Annotated in this window: 12 protein-coding genes; 9 read left to right on the forward strand and 3 right to left on the reverse strand. The window is 59.4% G+C overall.

The annotated features are described in order from the left end of the window. Positions 1-222 precede the first annotated feature (222 nt). The 9 genes from glgA to AC07O1_RS06745 all read left to right on the forward strand — a co-directional run bounded on the left by glgA (position 223) and on the right by AC07O1_RS06745 (position 14,383). Entirely contained in the window at positions 223-1,791 is a 1,569-nt protein-coding gene (glgA, locus tag AC07O1_RS06705) for a glycogen synthase GlgA (RefSeq protein ID WP_495023747.1), read from the forward strand. Positions 1,792-1,807: 16 nt separating this feature from the next. Beyond that, the gene (gene treZ / locus AC07O1_RS06710; RefSeq protein WP_495088295.1) at positions 1,808-3,616 is read left to right on the forward strand and encodes a malto-oligosyltrehalose trehalohydrolase; all 1,809 of its coding nucleotides are present in this window, start codon (positions 1,808-1,810) and stop codon (positions 3,614-3,616) included. After that, positions 3,613-5,691 carry a 4-alpha-glucanotransferase gene (gene malQ / locus AC07O1_RS06715; RefSeq protein WP_495088296.1) on the forward strand — a complete coding sequence of 693 codons (2,079 nt, stop codon included), beginning with the start codon at positions 3,613-3,615 and terminating at the stop codon, positions 5,689-5,691. The genes treZ and malQ overlap by 4 nt, the downstream gene beginning before the upstream one ends. Next, positions 5,688-8,471: a malto-oligosyltrehalose synthase gene (locus AC07O1_RS06720; RefSeq protein ID WP_495088297.1), complete on the forward strand. Its 2,784-nt coding sequence runs from the start codon at positions 5,688-5,690 to the stop codon at positions 8,469-8,471. The genes malQ and AC07O1_RS06720 overlap by 4 nt, the downstream gene beginning before the upstream one ends. A gap of 21 nt (positions 8,472-8,492) precedes the next feature. Beyond that, a complete protein-coding gene (locus AC07O1_RS06725; protein WP_494991515.1) occupies positions 8,493-8,765 on the forward strand; it encodes a DUF2934 domain-containing protein in 273 nt (90 codons plus the stop codon). A 120-nt stretch (positions 8,766-8,885) separates the two neighbouring features. Next, positions 8,886-11,045, forward strand: a complete 2,160-nt coding sequence (gene glgX, locus AC07O1_RS06730; protein ID WP_495088298.1) for a glycogen debranching protein GlgX — start codon at positions 8,886-8,888, stop codon at positions 11,043-11,045. 224 nt (positions 11,046-11,269) lie between these two features. Next, complete coding sequence (locus AC07O1_RS06735) at positions 11,270-12,028, forward strand: PIG-L deacetylase family protein (protein WP_494991513.1); 759 nt, start codon at positions 11,270-11,272, stop codon at positions 12,026-12,028. Between the two features lie 95 nt (positions 12,029-12,123). Continuing rightward, positions 12,124-12,924 (forward strand): endonuclease/exonuclease/phosphatase family protein, encoded by an 801-nt coding sequence (locus AC07O1_RS06740; RefSeq protein WP_494991512.1) that lies wholly within the window; start codon positions 12,124-12,126, stop codon positions 12,922-12,924. A gap of 391 nt (positions 12,925-13,315) precedes the next feature. Then, positions 13,316-14,383 carry an autotransporter domain-containing protein gene (locus AC07O1_RS06745; protein ID WP_495088299.1) on the forward strand — a complete coding sequence of 356 codons (1,068 nt, stop codon included), beginning with the start codon at positions 13,316-13,318 and terminating at the stop codon, positions 14,381-14,383. Between the two features lie 247 nt (positions 14,384-14,630). Here the strand turns inward: AC07O1_RS06745 and glgB are convergent, their stop codons facing one another. The 3 genes from glgB to AC07O1_RS06760 all read right to left on the reverse strand — a co-directional run bounded on the left by glgB (position 14,631) and on the right by AC07O1_RS06760 (position 22,378). Further along, positions 14,631-16,862 (reverse strand): 1,4-alpha-glucan branching protein GlgB, encoded by a 2,232-nt coding sequence (glgB, locus tag AC07O1_RS06750; RefSeq protein ID WP_495088300.1) that lies wholly within the window; start codon positions 16,860-16,862, stop codon positions 14,631-14,633. Next, positions 16,859-20,212, reverse strand: coding sequence for a maltose alpha-D-glucosyltransferase (treS, locus tag AC07O1_RS06755; RefSeq protein WP_495088301.1), 3,354 nt, complete (start codon positions 20,210-20,212; stop codon positions 16,859-16,861). The genes glgB and treS overlap by 4 nt, the downstream gene beginning before the upstream one ends. A gap of 168 nt (positions 20,213-20,380) precedes the next feature. Further along, positions 20,381-22,378, reverse strand: a complete 1,998-nt coding sequence (locus AC07O1_RS06760; RefSeq protein ID WP_495088302.1) for an alpha-1,4-glucan--maltose-1-phosphate maltosyltransferase — start codon at positions 22,376-22,378, stop codon at positions 20,381-20,383. Between the last annotated feature and the right edge of the window lie 1,106 nt (positions 22,379-23,484).

Here is a 23,484-nt window from a genome sequence, read left to right on the forward strand (position 1 = left end):
GCATAAAAAAGTCGAAACTTTCTACCCAAGAGAAAGGTCAGGTTTAAGGTAAGGCCGCATTGTTTGGTGCATTCCTTGCAACGGCCAATCCACTCTTTATTGCTTCAGCGTACTCAGTGCCATTCTCTCGATTGCGTAGCGCTCATGCGCCTGGTCACAGGAGTTGACCAACCCTATCTCTGGTGTTTTGCCAGGAACAGATCAATAAAAGGGGAAAAACAGATGATCAGTGCCGCTGTAGAAACCCAAGGAGAGCTTTCTCATCAGCAGGTCGGCGAAACGGTGCCGATAGCGGTTTTCGCTCCTGCGAACAAGACGGTGCTACCGGCGCCCAGGCAGAACCCCAATCGAAAAAAAGTCCTGTTTGTAACCTCGGAAATGGCCGACCTGGTGAAAACCGGCGGTTTGGGCGACGTCTCTGCGGCGCTGCCCAGAGCGATGGCCCAACTGCATGATGTACGGGTGTTGATTCCCGGCTATCGGCAAGTACTCAACAGCGAAAATCCGATCCATATCATCGGCGAGCTGGGCGGCCATGCTGCGCTACCGCCCTGCAAGATCGGCCGCATGGACATGCCCGACGGCCTGGTCATTTATGTATTGATCTGCCCTGAGCTGTACGAGCGCGAGGGCACGCCCTACGGCGCCAATAACGGTCGCGACTGGCCGGACAACCATATCCGCTTCGCCCGCCTCGGTCTGGCCGCTGCCGACATCGCCGCCAATCTGGCGCAAATTCATTGGTGCCCTGATCTGGTGCACGCCCACGACTGGCCTGCCGGCCTGGCACCGGCCTATATGCATTGGCGCGGTCAGCGCACACCAACCCTGTTCACTATCCATAACCTCGCCTATCAGGGCGTGGTCAGCCTGGCCTGCTGCCCGGAGCTGGGCATTCCAGTGCATGCCCTGCAACAGGAAGGCATGGAGTTTTACGGAAAACTGTCTTTTCTCAAGGCCGGGATGGCGTATTCGAGCCATATCACCACGGTCAGCGCGACCTACGCGCAGGAAATCACTACGCCGGCTTTCGGCTGTGGTCTCGATGGCTTTTTGGCCAGCAAGACCCAGCAAGGTCTGCTCAGCGGCATCCCCAATGGCATCGATGACAGCTGGGAAGCGGCTACCGATCCGCATCTGGTCTGCCCGTTCAGCATCGGCGACTGGCAAGGCAAAGCGGTCAACGCCGCTCATGTACGCGAACTGTTTGGTCTGCAGGCGTCTGAAGGTCCGTTGTTCGCCGTGGTCTCGCGCCTGGTCTATCAAAAAGGACTGGACCTGACCGAAGGTGTGGCCGAGTTCATCGTTGCCTCGGGCGGTCAGATCGCGATCATCGGGCGTGGCGAGCCGGAAGAAGAACAAGCCATGCGCGCGCTGGCCCAGCGTTTCCCCGGGCAGATTGGTGTACATATCGGCTTTAACGAAACCGATGCCCGACGCATGTTCGCCGGCAGCGATTTCCTGTTGATGCCTTCAAGGTACGAGCCCTGTGGCTTGAGCCAGATGTATGCCCAGCGTTATGGCTCGTTGCCAGTGGCCCGTAATACCGGCGGTCTGGCCGACACCATCGAAAACGGCGTAACCGGCTTTCTGTTCGATGAGTCCACAGTGCCCAGCTATCAAGAAGCGCTACAGCGGGCGTTCAAGGTATTTGCCTACCCTGATCTGCTCCACGCCATGCGCTGCAGGGCCATGGCGGTGCCCTTCATCTGGTGCAAGGCAGTCGAACCCTACGCCGAGCTTTATGAGCAATTGGTCGCTAAAGCGCTGGGTAAATCGGGCAAACAGTAAGAGGTCTTCATAATAGATGCCTTTACGGACTCTGGAAGCCTGGCCCCACGGCGCAATCATGCTGGATGCGGAGCACACCCGCTTTGCCTTGTGGGCGCCAGATGCGTTTTATGTGAGTGTCGAACTGGAAAACCGCCAGTCGCTGCCGCTGTTGCCGCAGACCGACGGCTGGTTCGTGATTCAAACCCGCTGCCCCGCCGGTACCCGCTATCGCTACAACATCGATGGCGAACTGGATGTACCTGATCCCGCCGCCAGGGCTCAGGACGGCGACGTGGACGCTCACAGTGTGGTAGTCGACCCTCTCGCCTACCACTGGCAACACACCACTTGGCAAGGCCGCCCCTGGCATGAAGCGGTGATCTATGAGCTGCATGTCGGCGTACTGGGTGGTTATGCCGAAGTCGAAAAACACTTGCCGCGCCTGGCCGCATTGGGCATCACGGCGATCGAACTGATGCCTCTCGGGCAATTCCCCGGCGAACGCAACTGGGGTTACGACGGGGTTTTTCCGTATGCACCGCAAGCCTCCTACGGTTCGCCCGAGCAACTCAAACAGCTGATCGACAGTGCCCACGGTTATGGTCTGGCGGTGATTCTCGACGTGGTCTACAACCACTTCGGCCCGGACGGCAACTACCTGCATCGCTACGCTAAAAGCTTCTTTCGCGAAGACAAACACACCCCTTGGGGAGCCGCCATTGACTTGCGCCACCGCGAAGTGCGCGACTTCTTTATCGACAATGCATTGATGTGGATTCTGGAGTATCGCTTCGACGGTCTTCGCCTGGACGCCGTGCACGCCATCGATGACCCGGATTTCATGCAAGAACTGGCGCACCGCGTGCGACAACAAATCCCCGCCTCAAGGCATGTCTGGCTCACGCTGGAAAACGAGTTGAATCAGGCCAGCCTTCTGGAACAAGGCTTCGACGCGCAATGGAACGATGACGGCCATAACGCGTTGCACGTGTTGTTGACGGGCGAAACCGATGCTTATTACGCCGACTTCGCTGACCAGCCGACCGCAAAACTCGCCCGCTGCCTGAGTCAGGGCTTTGCCTACCAGGGCCATACCACCCGCCACGGCACACCGCGTGGTGAACCCAGCGGACATTTGCCGCCCAGCGCTTTCATACTGTTCCTGCAGAACCACGACCAGATCGGCAACCGCGCCTTGGGCGAACGACTGAACCACCTGGCTGCGCCTCAAGCGCTGCATGCCGCCACCGTGCTGTTGCTGCTATCGCCGATGATCCCCTTATTGTTCATGGGCGATGAAGGTGCTGTCAGCGAGCCTTTTCTGTTTTTCACCAGTCACCGCGGTGAGCTGGCCGACGCTGTTCGTGAGGGGCGGCGCAATGAGTTTGCCGCCTTCAGCGCCTTCGCCGATCCGCGCAAACGTGAGCTGATTCCTGACCCCAATGCACCAGAAACCTTTCACGCCTCACGACCGGTGCTGACACAAGCCAATACGGATGCGCAACGCGCGACTCGGGAGCTGTATCGGCAGCTGCTGGAGATCCGCCACCGCAAGATCACCGCTCGCTTGCCCGGTGCCCAGGCATTGGGCGCCGACGTTCTGGCCGAGGGTGCGCTCAGCGCGCGCTGGCGACTGGGTGACGGCAGCCTGCTGCGAATTGACCTGAACCTCAGCGCGCAACCGGTGGCCCATTCATCACCGGACCCGGCACCGCAGGATCAGGCACAACAGCTTTTCGAATACCCGCAAGAGGCATTCAGCCTTCTGCAACAGGGCACACTCGCCCCGTACTGCGCGCTTGTCAGCCTGACGGCGCCACCCCTGACTGGAGAGCGCCCATGAACGATGCGCAACTGGAAACACTCGCCAGACGTGCGGGGCTGGCGGTCGACTGGATCGATGCCAACGGACAGCCGCAAAAAGTCACCCCCGCCGTGCTGCGTGCCGTACTGAGGGGGCTGGGTCACCCCGCCTCCACGAAACAGGAAATCGATGCCAGCCTGCTCGAACTGCAACACGTCCAACAGAACAAAAAACTGCCACCGCTGTTGACTGCCGACGTCGACAAAGGGCTGGACCTGGCACATTACTTTGCCCCGGGAACGCCCTGTGAGATTCATCTGGAAGACGGCGCCATCCTCAACCTGAAACTGGACGCCGAGGCTGTACTTCCGGGGCTGATTCCGGTCGGCTATCAAGGTGTCAGTATCGCCGGGCAGCACTTCACTCTCGCGGTGGCGCCCCAGCATTGCTATAGCATGGCCGATGCACTCGACAGCACGACACCGCGCGCCTGGGGCCTGAGCGTGCAGCTGTATGCCCTGCGACGCCCGGGCGATGGCGGCTTCGGCGACACCCAGGCGCTGGAGAACCTCGCCAGGGTCGCCGGCGAGCGCGGTGCCGATGCCTTGGCCATCAGCCCGCTGCACGCGATGTTCAGCAGCGACACCCAGCGCTACAGCCCCTACTCGCCCTCCAGCCGCCTGTTTCTCAACAGCCTGTACGCCTCGCCTGGAGAGATTCTGGGTGAGCGAGCGTTGCGCACAGCGATAGACGCCACCGGCCTTGCCGAGGTGCAGCACCGACTGGAGCAACAAACACTGATCGACTGGCCCGCCGCCGCAGACGCCAAACAGCGCCTGTTACGGGCGCTGTATGAGGGCTTTTGTCACGGTGATCATCCACTGCAAGAGGACTTCAGCAGTTTTCGACATTGCGGTGGCGAAGCGCTGGAGAACCATTGCCGATTCGAGGCGGTTCAAGCCGAGCGCGCAGCCCGAGGTGAAAGCCTTGACTGGCGCCAATGGCCAGAACAATGGCGCGACCCACGCAGCGCGGCACTGGCCGAATTCGCCGAGCAAAACGCCGGACACATCGGTTTCTTCGCCTTCTGCCAATGGTTGATCGCCCGCTGTCTGGAGCGTGTGCAAACGGCTGCACGCAGCAGCGGCATGGGCATCGGCCTGATCGCCGATCTGGCGGTGGGGGCGGACGGCGGTGGCAGCCAGGCCTGGAGTCGCCAGGACGAGTTACTCGCTGCTCTGACGGTCGGCGCACCACCGGATATCCTCAATCGCACCGGACAAAGCTGGGGCATTTCGGCGTTCAGTCCTGAGGGGCTGGTGCGCAACGGCTTTCGGGCGTTCATCGAAATGCTCAGGGCCAACTTCGCCCACGCCGGCGGGCTGCGAATCGACCATGTGATGGGCCTGCAGCGTCTATGGGTGATCCCGCTCGGCGCGCCACCGAGTGATGGTGCCTATCTGTATTACCCGGTGGACGACCTGCTGCGGCTGCTGGCACTGGAATCGTTCCGGCATCAGGCCATCGTGCTCGGCGAAGACCTCGGTACCGTGCCTGACGGCCTGCGGGAAAAGCTCATCGCCCGCTCGATGCTGGGCACGCGCGTGCTGCTCTTTGAGCAAGACAACGCGCATTTCAAGCCGATCCTCGACTGGCCGGACAACGCCTTGGCCACCACCAGCACGCATGACCTGCCAACGCTCAACGGCTGGTGGCATGGTCGCGACATCGAGTGGAACGCGCGTCTCGGGCTGGCCGACACCAGCGCCCAGGCCCATTGGCTAGCACATCGACAGCGCGAACGTGACGGGTTGCGCCGGGCCTTGAGCCAGGATCCGCAGAATTTTCGCGAAGAGTCCCACGAGACCGATCAAGTGCTCGATGCCAGTGTGCGCTTCCTCGGCCACACCCGCGCGCCACTGGTATTGCTGCCACTTGAGGACGCCTTGGGTATCGAGGAACAGGCCAACTTGCCCGGTACCACCGACAGCCACCCCAACTGGCGCCGTCGATTCGCCAGCGACAGCGAAGCACTGCTCGATGACCCAGATGCCGCACGGCGCCTGGAAATGCTCGCCTGCGCACGACAACAGGCCTTTGAGCGTGACCGATGAATGCCACACTCAGCCACCCGCTGCGGGCAACCGTGCGCTTGCAATTTCACAAGGGCTTCACGCTCAATGACGCGGTGCCTTTGCTGCCGTACTTCGCCAGCCTGGGCATCAGCCACATCTACGCTTCGCCACTGCTCAGCGCCCGTGCCGGCTCCATGCACGGTTATGACGTGGTCGACCCGACCACGGTCAATCCCGAGCTGGGCGGCGAAGCGGCCTTGCATCATCTGGTCTACGCCCTGCGCCAACAGCGCATGGGCCTGATCCTCGATATCGTCTCCAACCATATGGCCGTAGGCGGTGCCGACAATCCCTGGTGGCTGGATTTACTGGAGTGGGGTCGGCTCAGCCCCTATGGTGAGTTCTTCGATATCCAGTGGCACTCCCCCGACCCTTTGCTTGAAGGCCAGTTACTGCTGCCATTTCTCGGCACTGACTATGGCGTGGCATTACAGGACGGGACGATTCCCTTGCGCTTCGATGCCGGACGCGGGGTCTTTTACGTCGAGCACTATGAGCACCATTTCCCGATCTGTCCCACCGATTATGGTGAACTGCTCAAACCCAACGATCAGCTGGATCCCGAACACGCGCAACCGCTCAAGTCCCTGGCTGATCGTTTCACCACCCTTCACTACCTGCCTGATGCCCATTGCCTGGCGTTGCCGCTGCAACAGAAATTGCTCGAACTGGCCCGGCAATCGGTCATCCGACAAGCCATTGAACACACCCTGAGCCTGTACGATTCCCGCCAACCTGAAGGCCTCGCCCGCCTGCACAACCTGCTGGAGCGGCAGAGCTATCGCCTGGCCAGTTGGCGCACGGCGGCCGACGATATCAATTGGCGGCGCTTCTTCGACGTCAATGAGCTCGCCGGCCTGCGGATCGAACGGCCGATAGTGTTCGAGGCCACCCACGCAAAAATTTTCCAGCTGATCGGCGACGGCCTGGTGGACGGGTTGCGTATTGACCATATCGACGGTCTTGCTGATCCGCGGGGGTATTGCCGCAAACTGCGACGCCGGGTCGATGCCTTGTCGCCTTCGCGGCACTTCCCGATCTACGTCGAGAAAATTCTTGGCCAGGGCGAATCGCTGCACCGCGACTGGCAGGTGGACGGCAGCACCGGCTATGAGTTCATGGATCAGGTGTCGCTGTTGCAACATGACCCGCAAGGCGCCGACACCCTTGCCTGGCTGTGGACGACTCACAGCGAACGCCCTGCCGACTTCGTTCAAGAGGCACTGCTGGCCCGTCAGCAGGTGCTCAACGGCTCTCTTGCGGGGGATTTCGAAAGCGTCGCCCAGGCGCTGTTGCAGATTGCCCGCGATGACCTGATCAGCCGCGACTTGACCCTGGGTGCGATTCGCCGGGCGTTGCAGGCGCTGATCGTGCACTTTTCGGTATACCGCACCTACATCAGTGCCTGTGGCCGGTCAGCGCAAGACGAGATGTTTTTTCAGCAAGCCATGACCGGTGCCCGTAGCACGCTGGGCGAAACTGACTGGCCGGTGCTCGACTACCTCGAACGCTGGCTCGGCGGCGAGCCATGGCGCAAGCGCCCCGTGGGCAGGCATCGCAAGATCCTCAAGCATGCCTGTGTGCGTTTTCAACAGCTGACGTCTCCGACGGCGGCCAAGGCCGTGGAAGACACCGCGCTCTATCGCTCGGCGGTGCTGCTGTCACGCAACGATGTCGGCTTCAATACCGGGCAGTTCAGCGCCCCTGTTACCGACTTTCACCAAGCCTGCAGCCAGCGCCTGGCGACCTACCCGGACAACCTGCTGACGACGGCCACCCATGACCACAAACGCGGTGAAGACACCCGCGCCAGGCTGGCCGTGCTCAGCGAACGCAGCGCCTGGTATGTCGAGCAGGTCGAGCACTGGCGAGCGCTGGCCGCACCGCTGCGAATCGATCCCGCAGTGCCTTCAGCCGGTGATGAGCTGATCCTCTATCAGACACTGCTCGGCAGTTGGCCGCTGGAACTGCGCAGCGACGAAACAGCCCTGCAGGACTTCGCTCAACGTTTCTGGCAATGGCAGCAAAAAGCATTGCGCGAGGCCAAACTCCAGAGCAGCTGGAGCGCACCCAACGAGGCATATGAACAAGCCGTTCATGGATTCCTTGAGCGCCTGTTGTTGTTCCCCGAGGGGCTGAAGTTACGCTCTGCCATCGGCGAGGCCGCGCACGTGATCGCCCCTGCCGGCGCCTTGAATGGTTTGGCTCAAACCTTGCTGCGTCTTACCGTACCTGGCGTCCCTGATCTCTATCAGGGCAATGAGTTCTGGGACTTCAGCCTGGTGGATCCGGACAACCGACGGCCCGTGGATTTCAGCCTTCGGCAGCAAGCTTTGGACACGTCTTGCGATATCTCGCAGCTACTAGTGAGCTGGCGTGACGGGCATGTCAAACAAGCGTTGATTGCCCAGGCACTGACCCGGCGCGCCGAGCATCCGGAGCTGTTTCGCCGGGGCCGCTATCAGGCACTGGAAGTGCTCGGTAGCCAGGCCGGACACGTGCTGGCGTTCATGCGCGAAATCGATGGTCAGCGGGCCGTAGTAATTGTTCCAAGGCTTGCGGCCAACTTGCTGGAAGTTGGCGCCAAACCGCTGTTAGACGCTCCGGTTTGGGGCGATACCCGGGTAAGACTTCCGGTCGCCGCGTCCGGGCAAAACCTGAAAGGACTTTTTTCAACGTGCGCAGTCACGCTCCACAAGGAGTTAATGATCAGCGCCGCGCTGAGGGACTTTCCGGTCAATCTCTTTATACAAACTTGAGTTCAGTTCAGGAGCATTACGATGAGTACCGACGAAAAACGCGTCCGTGAATTTGCCTATCAAATCTGGGAGTCCGAAGGTAAACCTGATGGCCAGGAAGCCCGCCATTGGGAGATGGCATGCAAGCTTGCAGAAGCCGAAGCCCTGGTCCCGAGCAAACCACCTAAAACCAGTACGACCAAGGCCAAACCCAAAGCCACGCCCTCCGCTGCTGCGCCGGTAGTGGTGCCAGCGGGTGAGAAACCGGCTACCGTGAAAAAACCACGAGCACCGCGTAAACCAGCAGTCAAGTGACGTCATAACAGCCCATGCTATCCATGCATTTTTGTGTGGCGAGCTGGCTCGCCACGATGGGTTCGTTCTCCCTGCAAAAAACGCCAGAGCGGAACATCGAACTCATTTGCAGGAGCACCTATGGCCAAGCCACATAAAGCCGCGCCCGAGCTTCACGCAGTGGCTTCACGTATCCGTGAAGGCTTGCCCTTTCCGCTGGGCGCCACCTGGGATGGCCTTGGGGTCAACTTTGCGCTGTTCTCCGCCAACGCTACCAGGGTCGAACTGTGCCTGTTCGACGACGCCGGCGAAGTAGAGCTTGAACGCATCGAGCTGCCGGAATACACCGACGAAATTTTCCACGGCTATCTGCCTGATGCCCATCCCGGCCTGATTTACGGCTACCGCGTCTACGGCGCCTACGATCCGCAAAACGGTCATCGTTTCAACCACAACAAGCTGCTGATTGACCCGTACGCCAAGCAACTGGTGGGCAGGTTGAAGTGGTCCGAGGCATTATTCGGCTTTACCATCGGCCACCCTGACGCTGACCTGAGTTTCGACGAACGTGACAGCGCGCCGTTCGTGCCCAAGTGCAAGGTCATCGACCCGGCCCACACCTGGGGGCACGATCATCGCATCAGTGTGCCGTGGGACCGGACGATCATTTACGAAGCTCACGTGCGCGGCATGACCATGAGACACCCTGGCGTCCCCGAGAACCTGCGCGGCACGTTCGCCGGGTTGATGGTCGACGACGTTGTGGAACATATCCGCAAACTCGGTGTGTCGTCGGTCGAATTGATGCCGATCCATGCGTTTGTCAACGACCAGCATCTGCTGCACAAGGGCATGACCAACTACTGGGGCTACAACAGCATCGCTTTCTTCGCCCCGGACCCGCGGTACCTGGCCAGTGGCAAGATCGCCGAGCTCAAGGAAATGGTTGCGCACCTGCACGAAGCCAATCTGGAAGTGCTTCTCGACGTCGTCTACAACCACACGGCCGAAGGCAACGAGCAAGGCCCGACCCTGTCCATGCGTGGCATCGACAACGCCTCTTACTACCGCTTGAATCCGGACGACAAACGCTTCTACATCAATGATTCCGGGACTGGCAACACCCTGGACCTGAGTCACCCTTGCGTGCTGCAGATGGTCACCGACTCACTGCGCTACTGGGCCACGGAGATGCACGTGGACGGATTTCGTTTTGACCTGGCGACCATTCTCGGGCGTTATCACAATGGCTTCAACGAACGCCACAGCTTCCTCGTTGCCTGCCGCCAGGATCCGGTGCTACGTCAGGTAAAAATGATCGCCGAGCCTTGGGACATCGGTCCCGGTGGTTATCAGGTCGGTCGTTTCCCTCCGGGTTGGGTCGAGTGGAACGACCGCTTTCGCGATACCGTCCGGGCGTTCTGGAAAGGCGACGACGGCCAGCTCGCAGACTTCGCCGCACGCATGACCGCCTCCGGCGAATTGTTCAATCAGCGCGGCCGTCGGCCTTATACGTCGCTCAACTTCATCACCGCCCACGATGGTTTCACCCTGCACGACCTGGTGTCCTACAACGACAAACACAACGAGGCCAACGACGAGAACAATCAGGACGGCAGCAACAACAACCTGTCCTGGAACCACGGTGTCGAAGGCCCGACTGACGACCCTGAAATCAACGCTCTGCGCGCGCGCCAGATGCGCAACTTGGTTGCCACCCTGTTGCTGTCCCAAGGCACACCGATGCTGGTGGCCGGTGACGAATTCGCCCGCACCCAGCACGGCAACAACAACGCCTACTGCCAGGACAGCGAAATCGGCTGGGTCAACTGGGACCTGGACGAAGACGGCAAGTCGTTGCTCAAGTTCGTCAAACGCCTGATAAAGCTGCGCCTGACCTATCCGGTCTTGCGGCGCGGACGCTTTCTGGTGGGCAATTACAACGAGGACATCGGCGTCAAGGACGTCACCTGGCTCGCGCCCCACGGTAGTGAAATGACCACCGAACAATGGGAAGAGAGCCACGGCCGCTGCCTGGGCATGTTGCTCGACGGCCGCGCCCAGGAGACCGGCATTCGCCGCCCGGGCGCAGACGCGACCTTGTTACTGGTGGTCAACGCCCATCACGACGTGGTCAATTTTCGTCTCCCGCAAGTGCCTGACGGCGGTTTCTGGACCTGTATGGTGGACACCAACCAACCGTCGATTCGAGGCCAGGAGCGCCTGGACTTCGATCACCAATACTCGGTAACCGGCCGCTCGCTACTGCTGTTCGAGCTGCAGCATGAGGAAGAAGATTGAAATCGCCGTTGAAGGCATTGATCCTGCCGGTATAAAAAAAACTGCGACCCGTTCTTCATACAAGGGAGACTTAACCCGGAGTATGAGCAATACTCAGCTCGCGGCGATCCAGGACCCGGAGCGCCAGCAAACCTCTATCGACACGTCATCACCGGCGTGCAGAGGATTGACCACAAGCCACCGTTCAAGACTGGCTGCGGTATCAAAACAAGGACGTGACGCCGATGAAACCTGTCTCCCTCCCCGACAGCACCCTCCCTGCGCAGATTTGGAACAGCGCGCTCGAGCTGGAAAATATCCCGGTCATCAGTACCAGCATGCTGGTCCCGCCAGGCGCTCGCGCGGTCGTGATCGCTCCTCACCCCGGTGACGAGGTGGTGACCTGCGGTGGTCTGTTACAGCTATTGGCCAGTCTGGGCCACCCCTTGCAACTGATCTCGATCACCGACGGCAGTGCCAGTCATCCGGGCTCGAACCTATGGTCGGCCAAGCGCCTGAGCGTATTCCGCCCGCAGGAAAGCGTCGAAGCCCTCCGGCGTCTGGGGCTGCCGATGCACAGCCTGAAGTGGATCCGCGGCGGCTTCACCGACAACGCCCTGGGCGAATGCGAGCATCAGCTGACCCAGTTCATAGCGCGCTATTTGCGACCTGGTGATGTGGTCTTCAGCACCTGGCGTGAAGATGGCGATGTCGACCATGACACCGTTGGCCGGGCCAGCGCCAAGGCCGCGGCGATGGTCGACGCGCACTTTCATGAAGTACCGGTCTGGGCCTGGCACTGGCCGGTCCGCGAACAAGGCCTGATTCCCTGGCAACGGGCGCGTAAGATTCGTCTGAACACCTGGACCGTGGCCCGAAAAAGCCATGCGACCCATGCCTACGCCAGCCAACTGGATGGCGAGCCCGCTATCGGTATCGCACCGATGCTGCCGCGGGTCATCCTGGAGCGCATGCGCCTGCCGTACGAGATCGTGTTTGTGTAATCGATGCAAGCGCGGATCAATACACCGGTAAACGCTGAACTGTCGGGCAAAGCATCAGTCGCATAAGTCATCAGCCCTGAATCAGAGGAGCGACCGTGAGCAACGAATCAGACAGGCGCCCCGTCAGCCCGGCATCAACCAGCAACCCATCGGTGATTCATCGCCTGAGAGTTCTGACGGTCAACACCCACAAGGGCTTCACGGCCTTCAACCGGCGCTTCATCCTGCCAGAATTGCGCGAAGCAGTTCGCAGCACCTCGGCGGACCTGGTGTTTTTGCAAGAGGTGCTGGGCGAGCACGACCGCCACGCCTCGCGCTACTTCAATTGGCCGCAGCAGTCACAGTACGAGTTTCTCGCTGACAGCATGTGGAAGGACTTTGCCTATGGACGCAACGCGGTCTATCCGGACGGCCATCACGGCAACGCCCTGTTGTCGAAATACCCAATCAGGCAACACCGCAATCTCGACGTATCCATCACCGGCCCCGAACGTCGCGGGCTGCTGCATTGTGTGCTGGAAGTGCCGGGGCATAACGAAGTTCATGCGATCTGCGTGCATTTGAGTTTGCTGGAAAGCCATCGTCAGTTGCAGCTGGCCCTGCTCTGCCAACTGCTCGAATCGCTACCCGACGATGCGCCGGTCATCATCGCTGGCGACTTCAACGATTGGCAGTTGCAGGGCAACGCCACCCTCGCCCGGCGCGACTATCTGCATGAAGCCTTCGAGCGCCATCTCGGGCGCCCGGCCAAGACCTATCCGGCACGCTGGCCACTGCTGCGTCTGGACCGAATTTACCTGCGCAACGCCAGCAGCCACGAGCCGAAGATTCTCAGTCACAGGCCGTGGACGCATCTTTCCGATCACTTGCCATTGGCAGTTGAAGTGCACTTCTAACAACCCGAAGCCGATCATTTTAGCCGAGTCGGCACCGTCGGCAATCCGGGTGTCAGGGTAGTCCGGCACTCTCGTAGCTACCTGACAAAAGGCTCTAGCCAGCGTCCTGGAAAATGATTTGACGTACAAACAAGAGCTTAGAGAATGTATAAATATCAATAATTTGACGACTCTAAATTAACCATACCGCCCATCGTCCAATTTCTTGACGCAACGTCAAGGGTCTTCTTAGCTTCACCTACTACCCCCGGAAATACCATCAGGGGCAAGCCTCCAAACGCCCGCGCAAGCAGGCCGACAGGGCTTTGCCCCAATAAATTCGGTCGCCCCTCATTCGGGGTAGGAGAGACGCCAAAGCGAGATAAGGCATGCCATTGCAAGGTAGACCTCCATGAAAATTTCCATCACCTCACAAGAGATCAAAATCACTATTTGCACCGTTTCGACTTCACTGCTGCTGTGCTCTGCCATGGAGGTTCAGGCAGCCTCCGCCGATGATGAGTCGATCCCCTGGTATCGCCAGGACGTTCCAGCGTTTACCTTGCCAACACCTGACTCGATGTTCACTGGCCGTTACACTACAAACCCCACCCTCGACACTCACCCGTTGACTGTTTACGAGGCCGCGCCCGCTACATGGGAGCGCGTGTATGGTCAAGCCTCCAGACAGGCTGAAACCGACTACCTCACCTCCCAGTCTTCCGGCAACGTCGATGGCCTTCTCAAGGGACCAGCGCTCTACACCGTGCAAAACGATAGCGGGCACACCCAACGTGTCGGCTTGCTGGGTGGTCAGAGCCAGTTCCAGACCAACAGCAATGGCATTGTGATTACCCGCGCCATGGCCGCCCCCCGTAACGATAGCCTCGATCTGCAAGGCTCGAGCCTCGGCGCCTACTGGAGCCTGACCGGTTCGCAGGGCTGGCATGTGGATTTGACCGCGAGCGGTGGCCGGGTCAACGGCTACAGCCGCACCGATCAGGGCGCACGGCAAGCGACCGAAGGTAGCGCGGTGACGCTGTCGGTCGAAGGCGGATTTCCCATCGGCATCAACGAAAACTGGGTAGTCGAACCCCAGGCGCAGTTGATCAACCAACGAATTAGCCTGGACACCCCGAATGCCGGAAGTGGCAACTACTCGTCCAGCGACTTGACCTCCTGGAGTGGCCGGGTTGGTGCGCGCTTGAAAGGTAACTACCAGATTAGCGGGCTGCCGATCGAACCCTACGTTCGGACCGACTTGTGGCACACGGTAAACAGCACTGACACGCTGACTCTCGGCCAGGTCGACAAGATCAGCAGTAGCCGCAACTCCTCCACCGTTGAACTGGGCCTTGGCCTGATAGCCAAGGTCTCGCCCACTGTGAACCTTTATATGAGCGCCGATTACAGCAGCGACGTCGACACCAATGCCCTCAACGGCTTGATCGGCGTCCTGGGTGTGCAGATGCGTTGGTGAAAGCCTGTGGCGAGGGGGCTTGCCCTACTGCCGGTAAGTTAAGCGAGCGCTGCCCCTGTAGGAGCGAGCCTGCTCGCGATGGACTCAAGGGCGACGCGTTTATTCAGAAAACACGCGTCATCGTTAACGTCCATCGCGAGCAGGCTCGCTCCTACAGAGACCTCATTTCCTTAACTTACCGGCAGTAGGGCTTGCCCCCTCGCCACAATTGCCCGCGAATGATTACACAGCGGCCGCTATCGCCCGCTCAACCCTCCGGCCGCAAGATCAACACCGCCAACGGCGGCAGATTCAACACCAGCGACAACACCTGACCATGGCTGGGCTCCTCCTCGGCGATAACGCCGCCACCGTTGCCATAGTTGGAGCCGGCATAGGTGTCGGCATCGCTGTTGAGCACCTCGCTCCAGCGCCCGGCAAAGGGCACACCGATCCGATAGGCCTGACGAGGCACCGGAGTGAAGTTGGCCACCACCAGCACCGGGCGCCCTTGCTTGCTCCAGCGCAACCAGGCGTAGACACTGTTGATCGCGTCATCACCGATCAACCACTGGAAACCCTGCGGCGCATCGTCCTGATCGTGCAGTGCCGGCTCCTCGCGGTACAGCCGGTTAAGGTCTGTCACCAGTTTCTGCACACCTCTGTGCTCCGGGTACTGCAGCAAATACCAATCAAGCTGCTGATCGTGATTCCACTCCCGCCATTGGCCGAACTCGCAGCCCATGAACAGCAGCTTCTTGCCCGGATGCGTCCACATGAACGTCAGGTAGGCCCGCAGGTTGGCGAATTTCTGCCAGCGATCACCGGGCATTTTGTCGATCAGCGAATGCTTGCCGTGCACCACTTCGTCATGGGAAATCGGCAGGATGAAACGCTCGGACCAAGCGTAAACCAGGCCGAAGCTCAACTCGTTGTGATGGTGAGCGCGGTACACCGGATCCTGCTGAATGTAGTGCAGCGAGTCGTGCATCCAGCCCATGTTCCATTTGTACGCGAAACCCAGCCCACCCTGCTGAGTGCCCTGACTCACACCAGGCCAGGCCGTGGACTCCTCGGCAATCATCAGTGCACCCGGTGCCTCCAGGGCAATCACGTCGTTCAGGTGGCGAACAAAATCGATGGCTTCCAGGTTCTCGCGACCACCATGACGATTGGGCACCCACTCGCCCGCATTGCGTGAGTAGTCGCGGTAGAGCATCGAGGCCACTGCATCCACGCGCAGACCGTCGACATGGTAATGCTTGAGCCAGTGCAGCGCCGAAGCCAGCATGAATCCGTGAACCTCGGTGCGACCCAGGTTGTAGATCAGCGTGTCCCAGTCCTGATGGAAGCCTTCCAGCGGGTTGCCATACTCATACAGCGCCGTGCCGTCGAACTGCGCCAGACCATGGGCGTCGGTAGGGAAATGCGCCGGCACCCAATCGAGAATCACGCCGATATCCGCCTGATGGCAGGCGTTGACGAAGGCGGCGAAATCATCTGCCGAGCCGTAACGAGCACTCGGGGCAAACTGCGACAACGGCTGATAGCCCCAGGAGCCACCGAACGGATGCTCCATGATCGGCATCAGTTCGATATGGGTGAACCCAAGACTCTTCACATAAGGAATCACACGTTCGGCCAGCTCATGCCAGTTATATTGGCGCGAGACCTCACCCAGGTCGTCGACTTCGCACTGCCAGGAGCCGGCATGCAGCTCATAGATCGACAGCGGTGCATCCGGTCGCTGGCGCTCGCCTCGGGTCTGCATCCAGTCGTTGTCTTGCCAGTCGATCTTCAGCGGGGAAGCGACTTTCGACGCGGTGTCCGGCGGCAGCTGAGTCGCCAGCGCCATAGGGTCGGCCTTGAGCGGCAGAATCCCGTCCGCGCCAAGAATTTCGTACTTGTAGGCCTCGCCTGCCTGCAGGCGCGGGATAAACAATTCCCACACACCTGAGGAATGGCGCAAGCGCATGGGATGCCGACGACCGTCCCAGACGTTGAAGTCACCCACCACCGACACCCGCCGGGCATTCGGTGCCCACACTGCAAAGCGCACGCCGTCGACGCCGTCCACGGTCTTCAATTGCGCGCCAAGGCAGGCGCTCAGGTCGCGGTGGTTGCCTTCGGCGAACAGGTAAAGGTCCATCTCGCCGAGCAGTGGGCCAAAGCTGTAGGGGTCTTCGCTGGTCTGCTCGCCGCCAGCCCAATTGATCCGCAACTGATAGGCCTGAGCCCGGTCGAAATGCCCGACAAACAGACCCGGTACATCGGCCTCGCTCAAACTTCCGAGCACCTCCCCACTGTCCCTGGCCAGCACCTGAACACTCAGGGCACCCGGTAAAAACGCGCGGATAATCTGCCCGCCTGCACCATCGTCATGGGGGCCCAGAATTGCAAACGGATCGCGATGCTCGGCACGCACCAAGGCGTCAATATCCTTTGCGCCGGGCAGCAATGTCACTCTCGAATGACCCTGTTCCCTGTTTGAGAAACTCATGACTGCTCTCCACTGGTCTCTGTGTCGGAAAAGGGTTTAAGCCCCCTCAATAATCCATACAAGCCGTGCAATGGCACCGGCAGCCAAGTGGGTCGATTTTCGGCTTCATACACCACTTCATAGGCTGCTTTCTCCAGACAGAACAACGCCAGCGCGGCGTCTTCACCTTCGTCGTTTTGCCATGCATGAGCAAGACTAGCCGTTGCCAGCCGATATGCCTGAACAAAGGCATGCCGCGCTTCACTCAAATACCGATTCGTCACACGCTCGCGCGCGGCATGGGCCTGTGCCGAGCCGTCGACACCCTGCACATTCAGCGCCATCGCCGCCGCATAGTCGAACGAACGCAGCACGCCGCTGACATCCTTGTACGGGCTGTGTTTGCCACGACGTTCATGCAATGCGCGGGCCGGTTCGCCTTCGAAGTCGATCAGGTAGGCATCGTTCTTGATCACCAGCACCTGTCCCAGGTGCAGATCACCGTGTACCCGCATACGCAAACCGCCGACAGTCTGTTTTGCCAGGCTCTGGATGTGGCTCAGCAGGGCTTCTTTGTGTTGCAGCAAACGGCTGACCAATACCTGATTTTCAGGCCCAAGCCCGGTCCGATGTTGCTCGAGCATCTGCAAGGCGCACTCCAGTTGCGTGCCGATGTGTCTGGCCCACTCTTGCGTATCCTCGAGCGTACTCGGTTTCGGACTGAAGTCCGGGTTATCGCTGGGCGCGGCCAACACCTGGTGCATCTCGCCCAGGCGCTGACCCAGCATGCCGGCGAAATCTTTCAGTTCGCCCAACGCGTTGTAATGCTGTTCCTGTTCGGAAACAGCCTCGGCCAACTCATCGCGAATCGCCCGTTCAAGGTTGTTCTGCGTCCACTCCCAGGCGTCCCCCTGATTACTCAGATACCCTTGCGCGATCATCAACAGATTGTCCTGGCCCTGCTCGTCACGGCGAATCACCGAGCCGAGCAGCGGTGAAATATGAGGGAAGCCCGCCGAGGTCAAATAAGCCCCCATTTCCAGCTCCGGATGAACACCGGCGCTGACTTTGCGGATCAGTTTGAGCACCAGACTGCTGCCGATCACCACTGAACTGTTGGACTGTTCGGCCGACAGGTATCGCACTTCAGCTTCGTCGCTCAGGCCCAGCCTGGCCAGTTCGGCTGTGGCCTCGAAGCGAATTTCGCCTGCGCTTGTCGGCAATACGGTCTGCGTCTGGATGCCCTGCAAAATCGCCCGCACAAAGGTATCGAGGCTGAAGGCATCGGTGATCAAACCGACTTGCCGTCCACGCCGGACCCGCGCCAGTGCCAGCTGCTGCGCCAAGGCTGTGCTGAACTGATCCTCGGCCAACAGACCGAACGGCAACTGATAGCGACTGGCCTGCCCATCGCTGGTGACCTCGATTTCGCTGAGCAGCACCGGATGCTGCGGGTCGCCAAAGCGCACGCCGTAGGCGATATGCACCCGTTCGATCGCCGAGTCCTTGCCAGCGAACCAACGCCGCTTCGGCAACCAGGTCGGCAGCGACGTCTGCTCCAGGGTGGTGCGTGACGGCGCTTCGAGCAATTCTTCGAGGCGTTCTTTCAAGACCAGGGTGGTGAAGTCCGGCATGCTTTGCGCCGGCTCCACATGCCAGCTCGGCATTTGATTTTCCGCCGCCAGTACAAACCAGTAAAAACCGTACGGAGCCAGCGTCAGCAGAAAATTCAATTGGCCAATCGGCGGGAAGGCGTTCCCACCGAGCATTTCCACCGGCACCATGCCCGCGAAAGCCGACAGATCCAGTTCTGCGGCCTGTGCACTGCGGGACACGTTGGCCACGCAAAGGATAATTTCGTGCTTGCCGTCGGCTCCTGTGTATTCCCGGGTATAGGCCAGAATCCGTCGATTGCTCGGCGACAGCATTTTCAGCGTACCGCGACCGAACGCTTTCGACTGTTTACGAACGGCCAGCATCCGCCGATGCCAGTTCAACAATGAATGCGGATCGACGGCCTGGGTCTCGACATTGACCGACAGATAGCCGTAGAGCGGGTCCATGATCGGTGGCAGCACCAGGCTGGCCGGATTGGCGCGCGAGAATCCACCGTTACGGTCGATCGACCATTGCATCGGCGTGCGCACGCCGTCGCGGTCGCCCAGATAGATGTTGTCGCCCATGCCGATCTCATCACCGTAATACAGCGTCGGGGTGCCCGGCATCGACAGCAGCAGGCTGTTGAGCAGCTCTACGCGACGGCGGTCACGCTCCATCAAAGGTGCCAGGCGTCGACGAATCCCCAGATTGATCCGCGCCCGACGGTCGGCCGCGTAGTAATTCCACAGGTAATCGCGCTCTTTGTCGGTGACCATTTCCAGGGTCAGTTCATCGTGATTGCGCAGGAAAATCGCCCACTGGCAGTTGACGGGAATCTCCGGGGTCTGACGCAGGATGTCGGTGATCGGAAAACGGTCTTCCTGGGCCAACGCCATGTACATGCGTGGCATCAACGGGAAGTGAAAGGCCATGTGACACTCGTCGCCATTCTGGCCTTTGCTGTCAGCATCGCCAAAATACAGCTGTGTATCTTCCGGCCATTGGTTGGCTTCAGCCAGCAGCATACGGTCCGGGTAGTTGGCGTCGATCTCGGCACGGATCTGTTTGAGCACCTGATGGGTTTCGGGCAGGTTCTCGTTATTGGTGCCGTCACGTTCGATCAGGTACGGAATGGCGTCCAGCCGCAGGCCGTCGATGCCCATGTCCAGCCAGTAGCGCATCACCGAGAGTACGGCTTTCATGACTTGCGGGTTATCGAAATTCAGGTCGGGCTGGTGGGAATAGAAGCGGTGCCAGAAGTACTGACCGGCCACCGGATCCCAGGTCCAGTTGGATTTTTCGGTGTCGAGAAAGATGATCCGCGTGCCGTCGTACTTCTGATCGTTATCGGACCACACATAAAAGTCCCGCGCCTTTGATCCCGGTTTGGCTTTGCGCGCCCGCTGAAACCACGGGTGCTGGTCCGAAGTATGGTTGATCACCAGTTCAGTGATGACCCGCAGCCCGCGCTGGTGAGCCTCGGCGATAAAGCGCCTGGCGTCGGCCATGGTCCCGTAGTCGGCATGAACGCCCCGGTACTCGGCAATGTCGTATCCATCGTCGCGACGCGGTGAGGGGTAGAACGGCAGCAGCCAGAGGGTGTTCACACCCAGATCGGCAATGTAATCGAGCTTGGCGATCAAACCTGGAAAATCGCCGATTCCGTCGTTATTGGAGTCGAAAAATGACTTTATATGAACTTGATAAATCACCGCATCCTTGTACCAGAGCGGGTCCTTGATAAAGCTTGCTGACTTGGGTTTCTTTGCCATTGGAAACTCCTGGACTGATCGGATCGTTCCCACGCTCTGCGTGGGAATGCCTCACCGGACGCTCCGCGTTCGCTCTTGGTGTGACGCGCAGCGTCACGGGCTGCATTCCTTTGCTGCGCATGGGAACGATCAAAAGCGCTCTGCGTGGGAACGATCAACCCGTCATCGTCACACTGCCGATATCCGCCAGATCCCGAACGGCTGATTCCACGGCTCGATCCGCATCCGCTGGGTTTTGCCGTACCAGGTCCACCGATGACCGTTCATCAAATCCTCGCCGCGGGTTTGCGCGTCGTCGGGTAAGCCCATCTCCCATAGCGGCAGCTCGAAGTTCGCCTCTTGCACATTGAATGGATCGAGGCTGACCGCCACCAGAACGAAGTTGCTGCCATCGGCGCTGCGTTTGCCGAAATACAGAATGTTGTCGTTCCAGGCGTTATAGATTTTCAAACCCAAATGACTGTGCAGTGCCGGGTTTTGCCGACGTATGCGGTTGAGCTGGGTGATCTCGGCGATGATGTTGCCGGGGGCGTTGAAGTCGCGGGGGCGGATCTGATATTTCTCCGAGTCCAGATACTCTTCCTTGCCCGGCACCGGCGCGGCTTCACACAGCTCGAAGCCCGAGTACATACCCCACAGCCCCGAGCCCATGGTCGCCAGCGCGGCGCGGATCAGGAAACCGGCACGACCGGACTCATGCAGAAAAGCCGGATTGATATCCGGCGTATTGACGAAGAAATTCGGGCGGAAGCACTCGCGCCACGGCGACTGGTTGAGCTCGGTGAAATACGTCGCCAGTTCAGCCTTGGTGTTGCGCCAGGTGAAGTAGGTGTAGCTCTGGGAAAAGCCAACCTTGCCCAGGCGCGCCATCATCGCCGGCGTGGTAAAGGCCTCGGCAAGAAAAATCACCTCGGGGTACACCGCCCGTACATCCGCAATCATCCACTGCCAGAACGGCAAAGGCTTGGTGTGCGGGTTATCGACGCGAAAGATCTTCACCCCCTCCTCGACCCAACCGACGACGACATCCCGCAACGCCATCCACAGACCGGGAATCGCATCGGTGGCATAGAAGTCCACGTTGACGATGTCCTGATACTTCTTCGGCGGGTTTTCGGCGTATTTAATGCTGCCGTCCGGCCGCCAGTTGAACCAGCCTGGGCGCTGCGTGAGCCAGGGGTGATCCTGGGAACACTGGATGGCGAAATCCAGAGCGATTTGCAGCCCATGTTCAGCGGCAGCGGCCACCAGGCGGCGAAAGTCTTCACGACTGCCCAACTCTGAATGAATCGCCTCATGCCCGCCCTCGTCGCTGCCGATGGCATAAGGGCTGCCCGGATCATCAGGACCACACGTCAGCGAATTGTTCGGGCCTTTGCGGTAGCTGCGGCCAATCGGGTGGATCGGCGGAAAGTACAAAACATCGAAGCCCATGTCGTGGATCATCGACAATCGCGAGTGCACATCATTGAACGTTCCATGACGCGCCGGGTCATCGGTGACCGAGCGGGGAAACAGCTCATACCAACTGGCAAACTGCGCCAGTTCGCGCTCGACGTCCAACGGGTATTCAGGGCTGATGCTCAAGTAGGCACGATGATTGGCCTGGGCCATCAGCTCAGCGCTGCGCTCATGCACAAACAACGCGACTTGCTCGGTTTCCGGCAAACCGCAGAGCTCATGATGCAAAGCGCTCAACTGCTCGCTCAATACCCCTTCACTGCGCTCGACCGCTTGCTGCACCAGGTTGCGTCCTTCCTGCAACTCCAGGCTGACCGGTACGCCGGCCATATGTTTCTTGCCCAGCTCATAACAAAAACTGGCGAACTGATCGATCCAGGCTTCGATGCAAAACACATAGCGACCCTGGGCGGGCACCGTGAACTGCCCTTGCCAGCCGTTATTACCGAGGTCGGTCATGGCTTGGCTTTGCCACGCGCTATCAGCCTGCGCGCGCCAACGGAGGTTGACCGCCAGCTTGTCATGCCCGTCGGCGAACACCTTGCTGGTGACTGTCACCGGCTGGCCCACCAGGGCTTTGGCCGCAAACTGGCCTCCATCGATGACAGGCTGGGTGCTTTCGATCGCAATGCGTGGCAACAGCAACGCCTGCGACAAAGGCAATTTCGGGTTGTGTTCAAGTTCTGTCGGTGTTTCAGCAATCATTGAGCATCTCTCCCTACGCCCCCTTGGACGCTCTTGTGCCTGGTCGTGCCTCACAGGCGCTGGTCTGTCTGTGAATGAACTCACTTAGGTTCCGAGCCAAGAGCAGGCACAAAAGTTCAGACTGATTTGCCTGCGGCGTACCCTCGGCAAAATCGGCAGTCATCGTCACCCGCCGACGTTCAACCGCTTTACTCCTGTCACCAACAAGCAGAAACGAGGCCATGTTCATGGGTATTTCAATAGCGCGTGAAAAAGATCCGCCGACTGAAGCGGCCCCCTATTAGCGGCCCAACAGAAGCGATAAGCATAGGTAGAAAACCAATGGGTGACCTGCGTGAGGGATGGTTTTTACAGCCGACCGTTCGTCGCTTTATTCATGGCAAGCCTGCAAATCGCAGGCTTTATTTTTTAGAAACTCCAATAAGCGTCCTACATCTGAAACATCATGCTCGAGAACGGCCATGACTGTCTTTATCATTAAATTTATATGTCGCTACTATATCCAACAGGTAATGCGATTCTTAAATTCACGCCTGAGAAATCCGGCAACTTTGTAATACCCTTCCCACACAAGAACAACCAGACACTTGACTTCTAACACATAAATCCAGCACATAGAGGCACAGCGTACCTCTGTGCCTGAAACCCTGAAAACCCTGAAAACCCTATCGGAAGACAACACCATGAAAGCAGTATTTACAAGCTCCGAGAACCGCAAACAGACAACGGCAGCACTGCCCCGCGTGCTGAATCGCGAGCAACTAAAAGATAGTCGACCGACCTGTGAACCCCTACAACTACGAGATGCTTAACTTCTACAACAAACACCTCAAAACATCCAAAAAATCCGTTCCCGAAAAAAGACAGCGGTCACCAAGAGAAACCCTTGATCAACTGAGCAAAAACAACGACATCGACTTCAGTAAACATGAACTGCAGAAACCATCGATTGGGGACGACACATCTTTATCGGAAACTGAATAAGGCCTGCGCGAACTATTACTCATCCGTCTCCGGCAACCGTACCACCCTCGGCATCACACTGAGGACCGCCAATACCAGCAAGGTACTTGGCACCGTAGCGGGCACGGTTGACCGTCGTTAGC

The sequence above is a fragment of the Pseudomonas sp. GW821-FHT07G10 genome, from assembly GCF_059418545.1.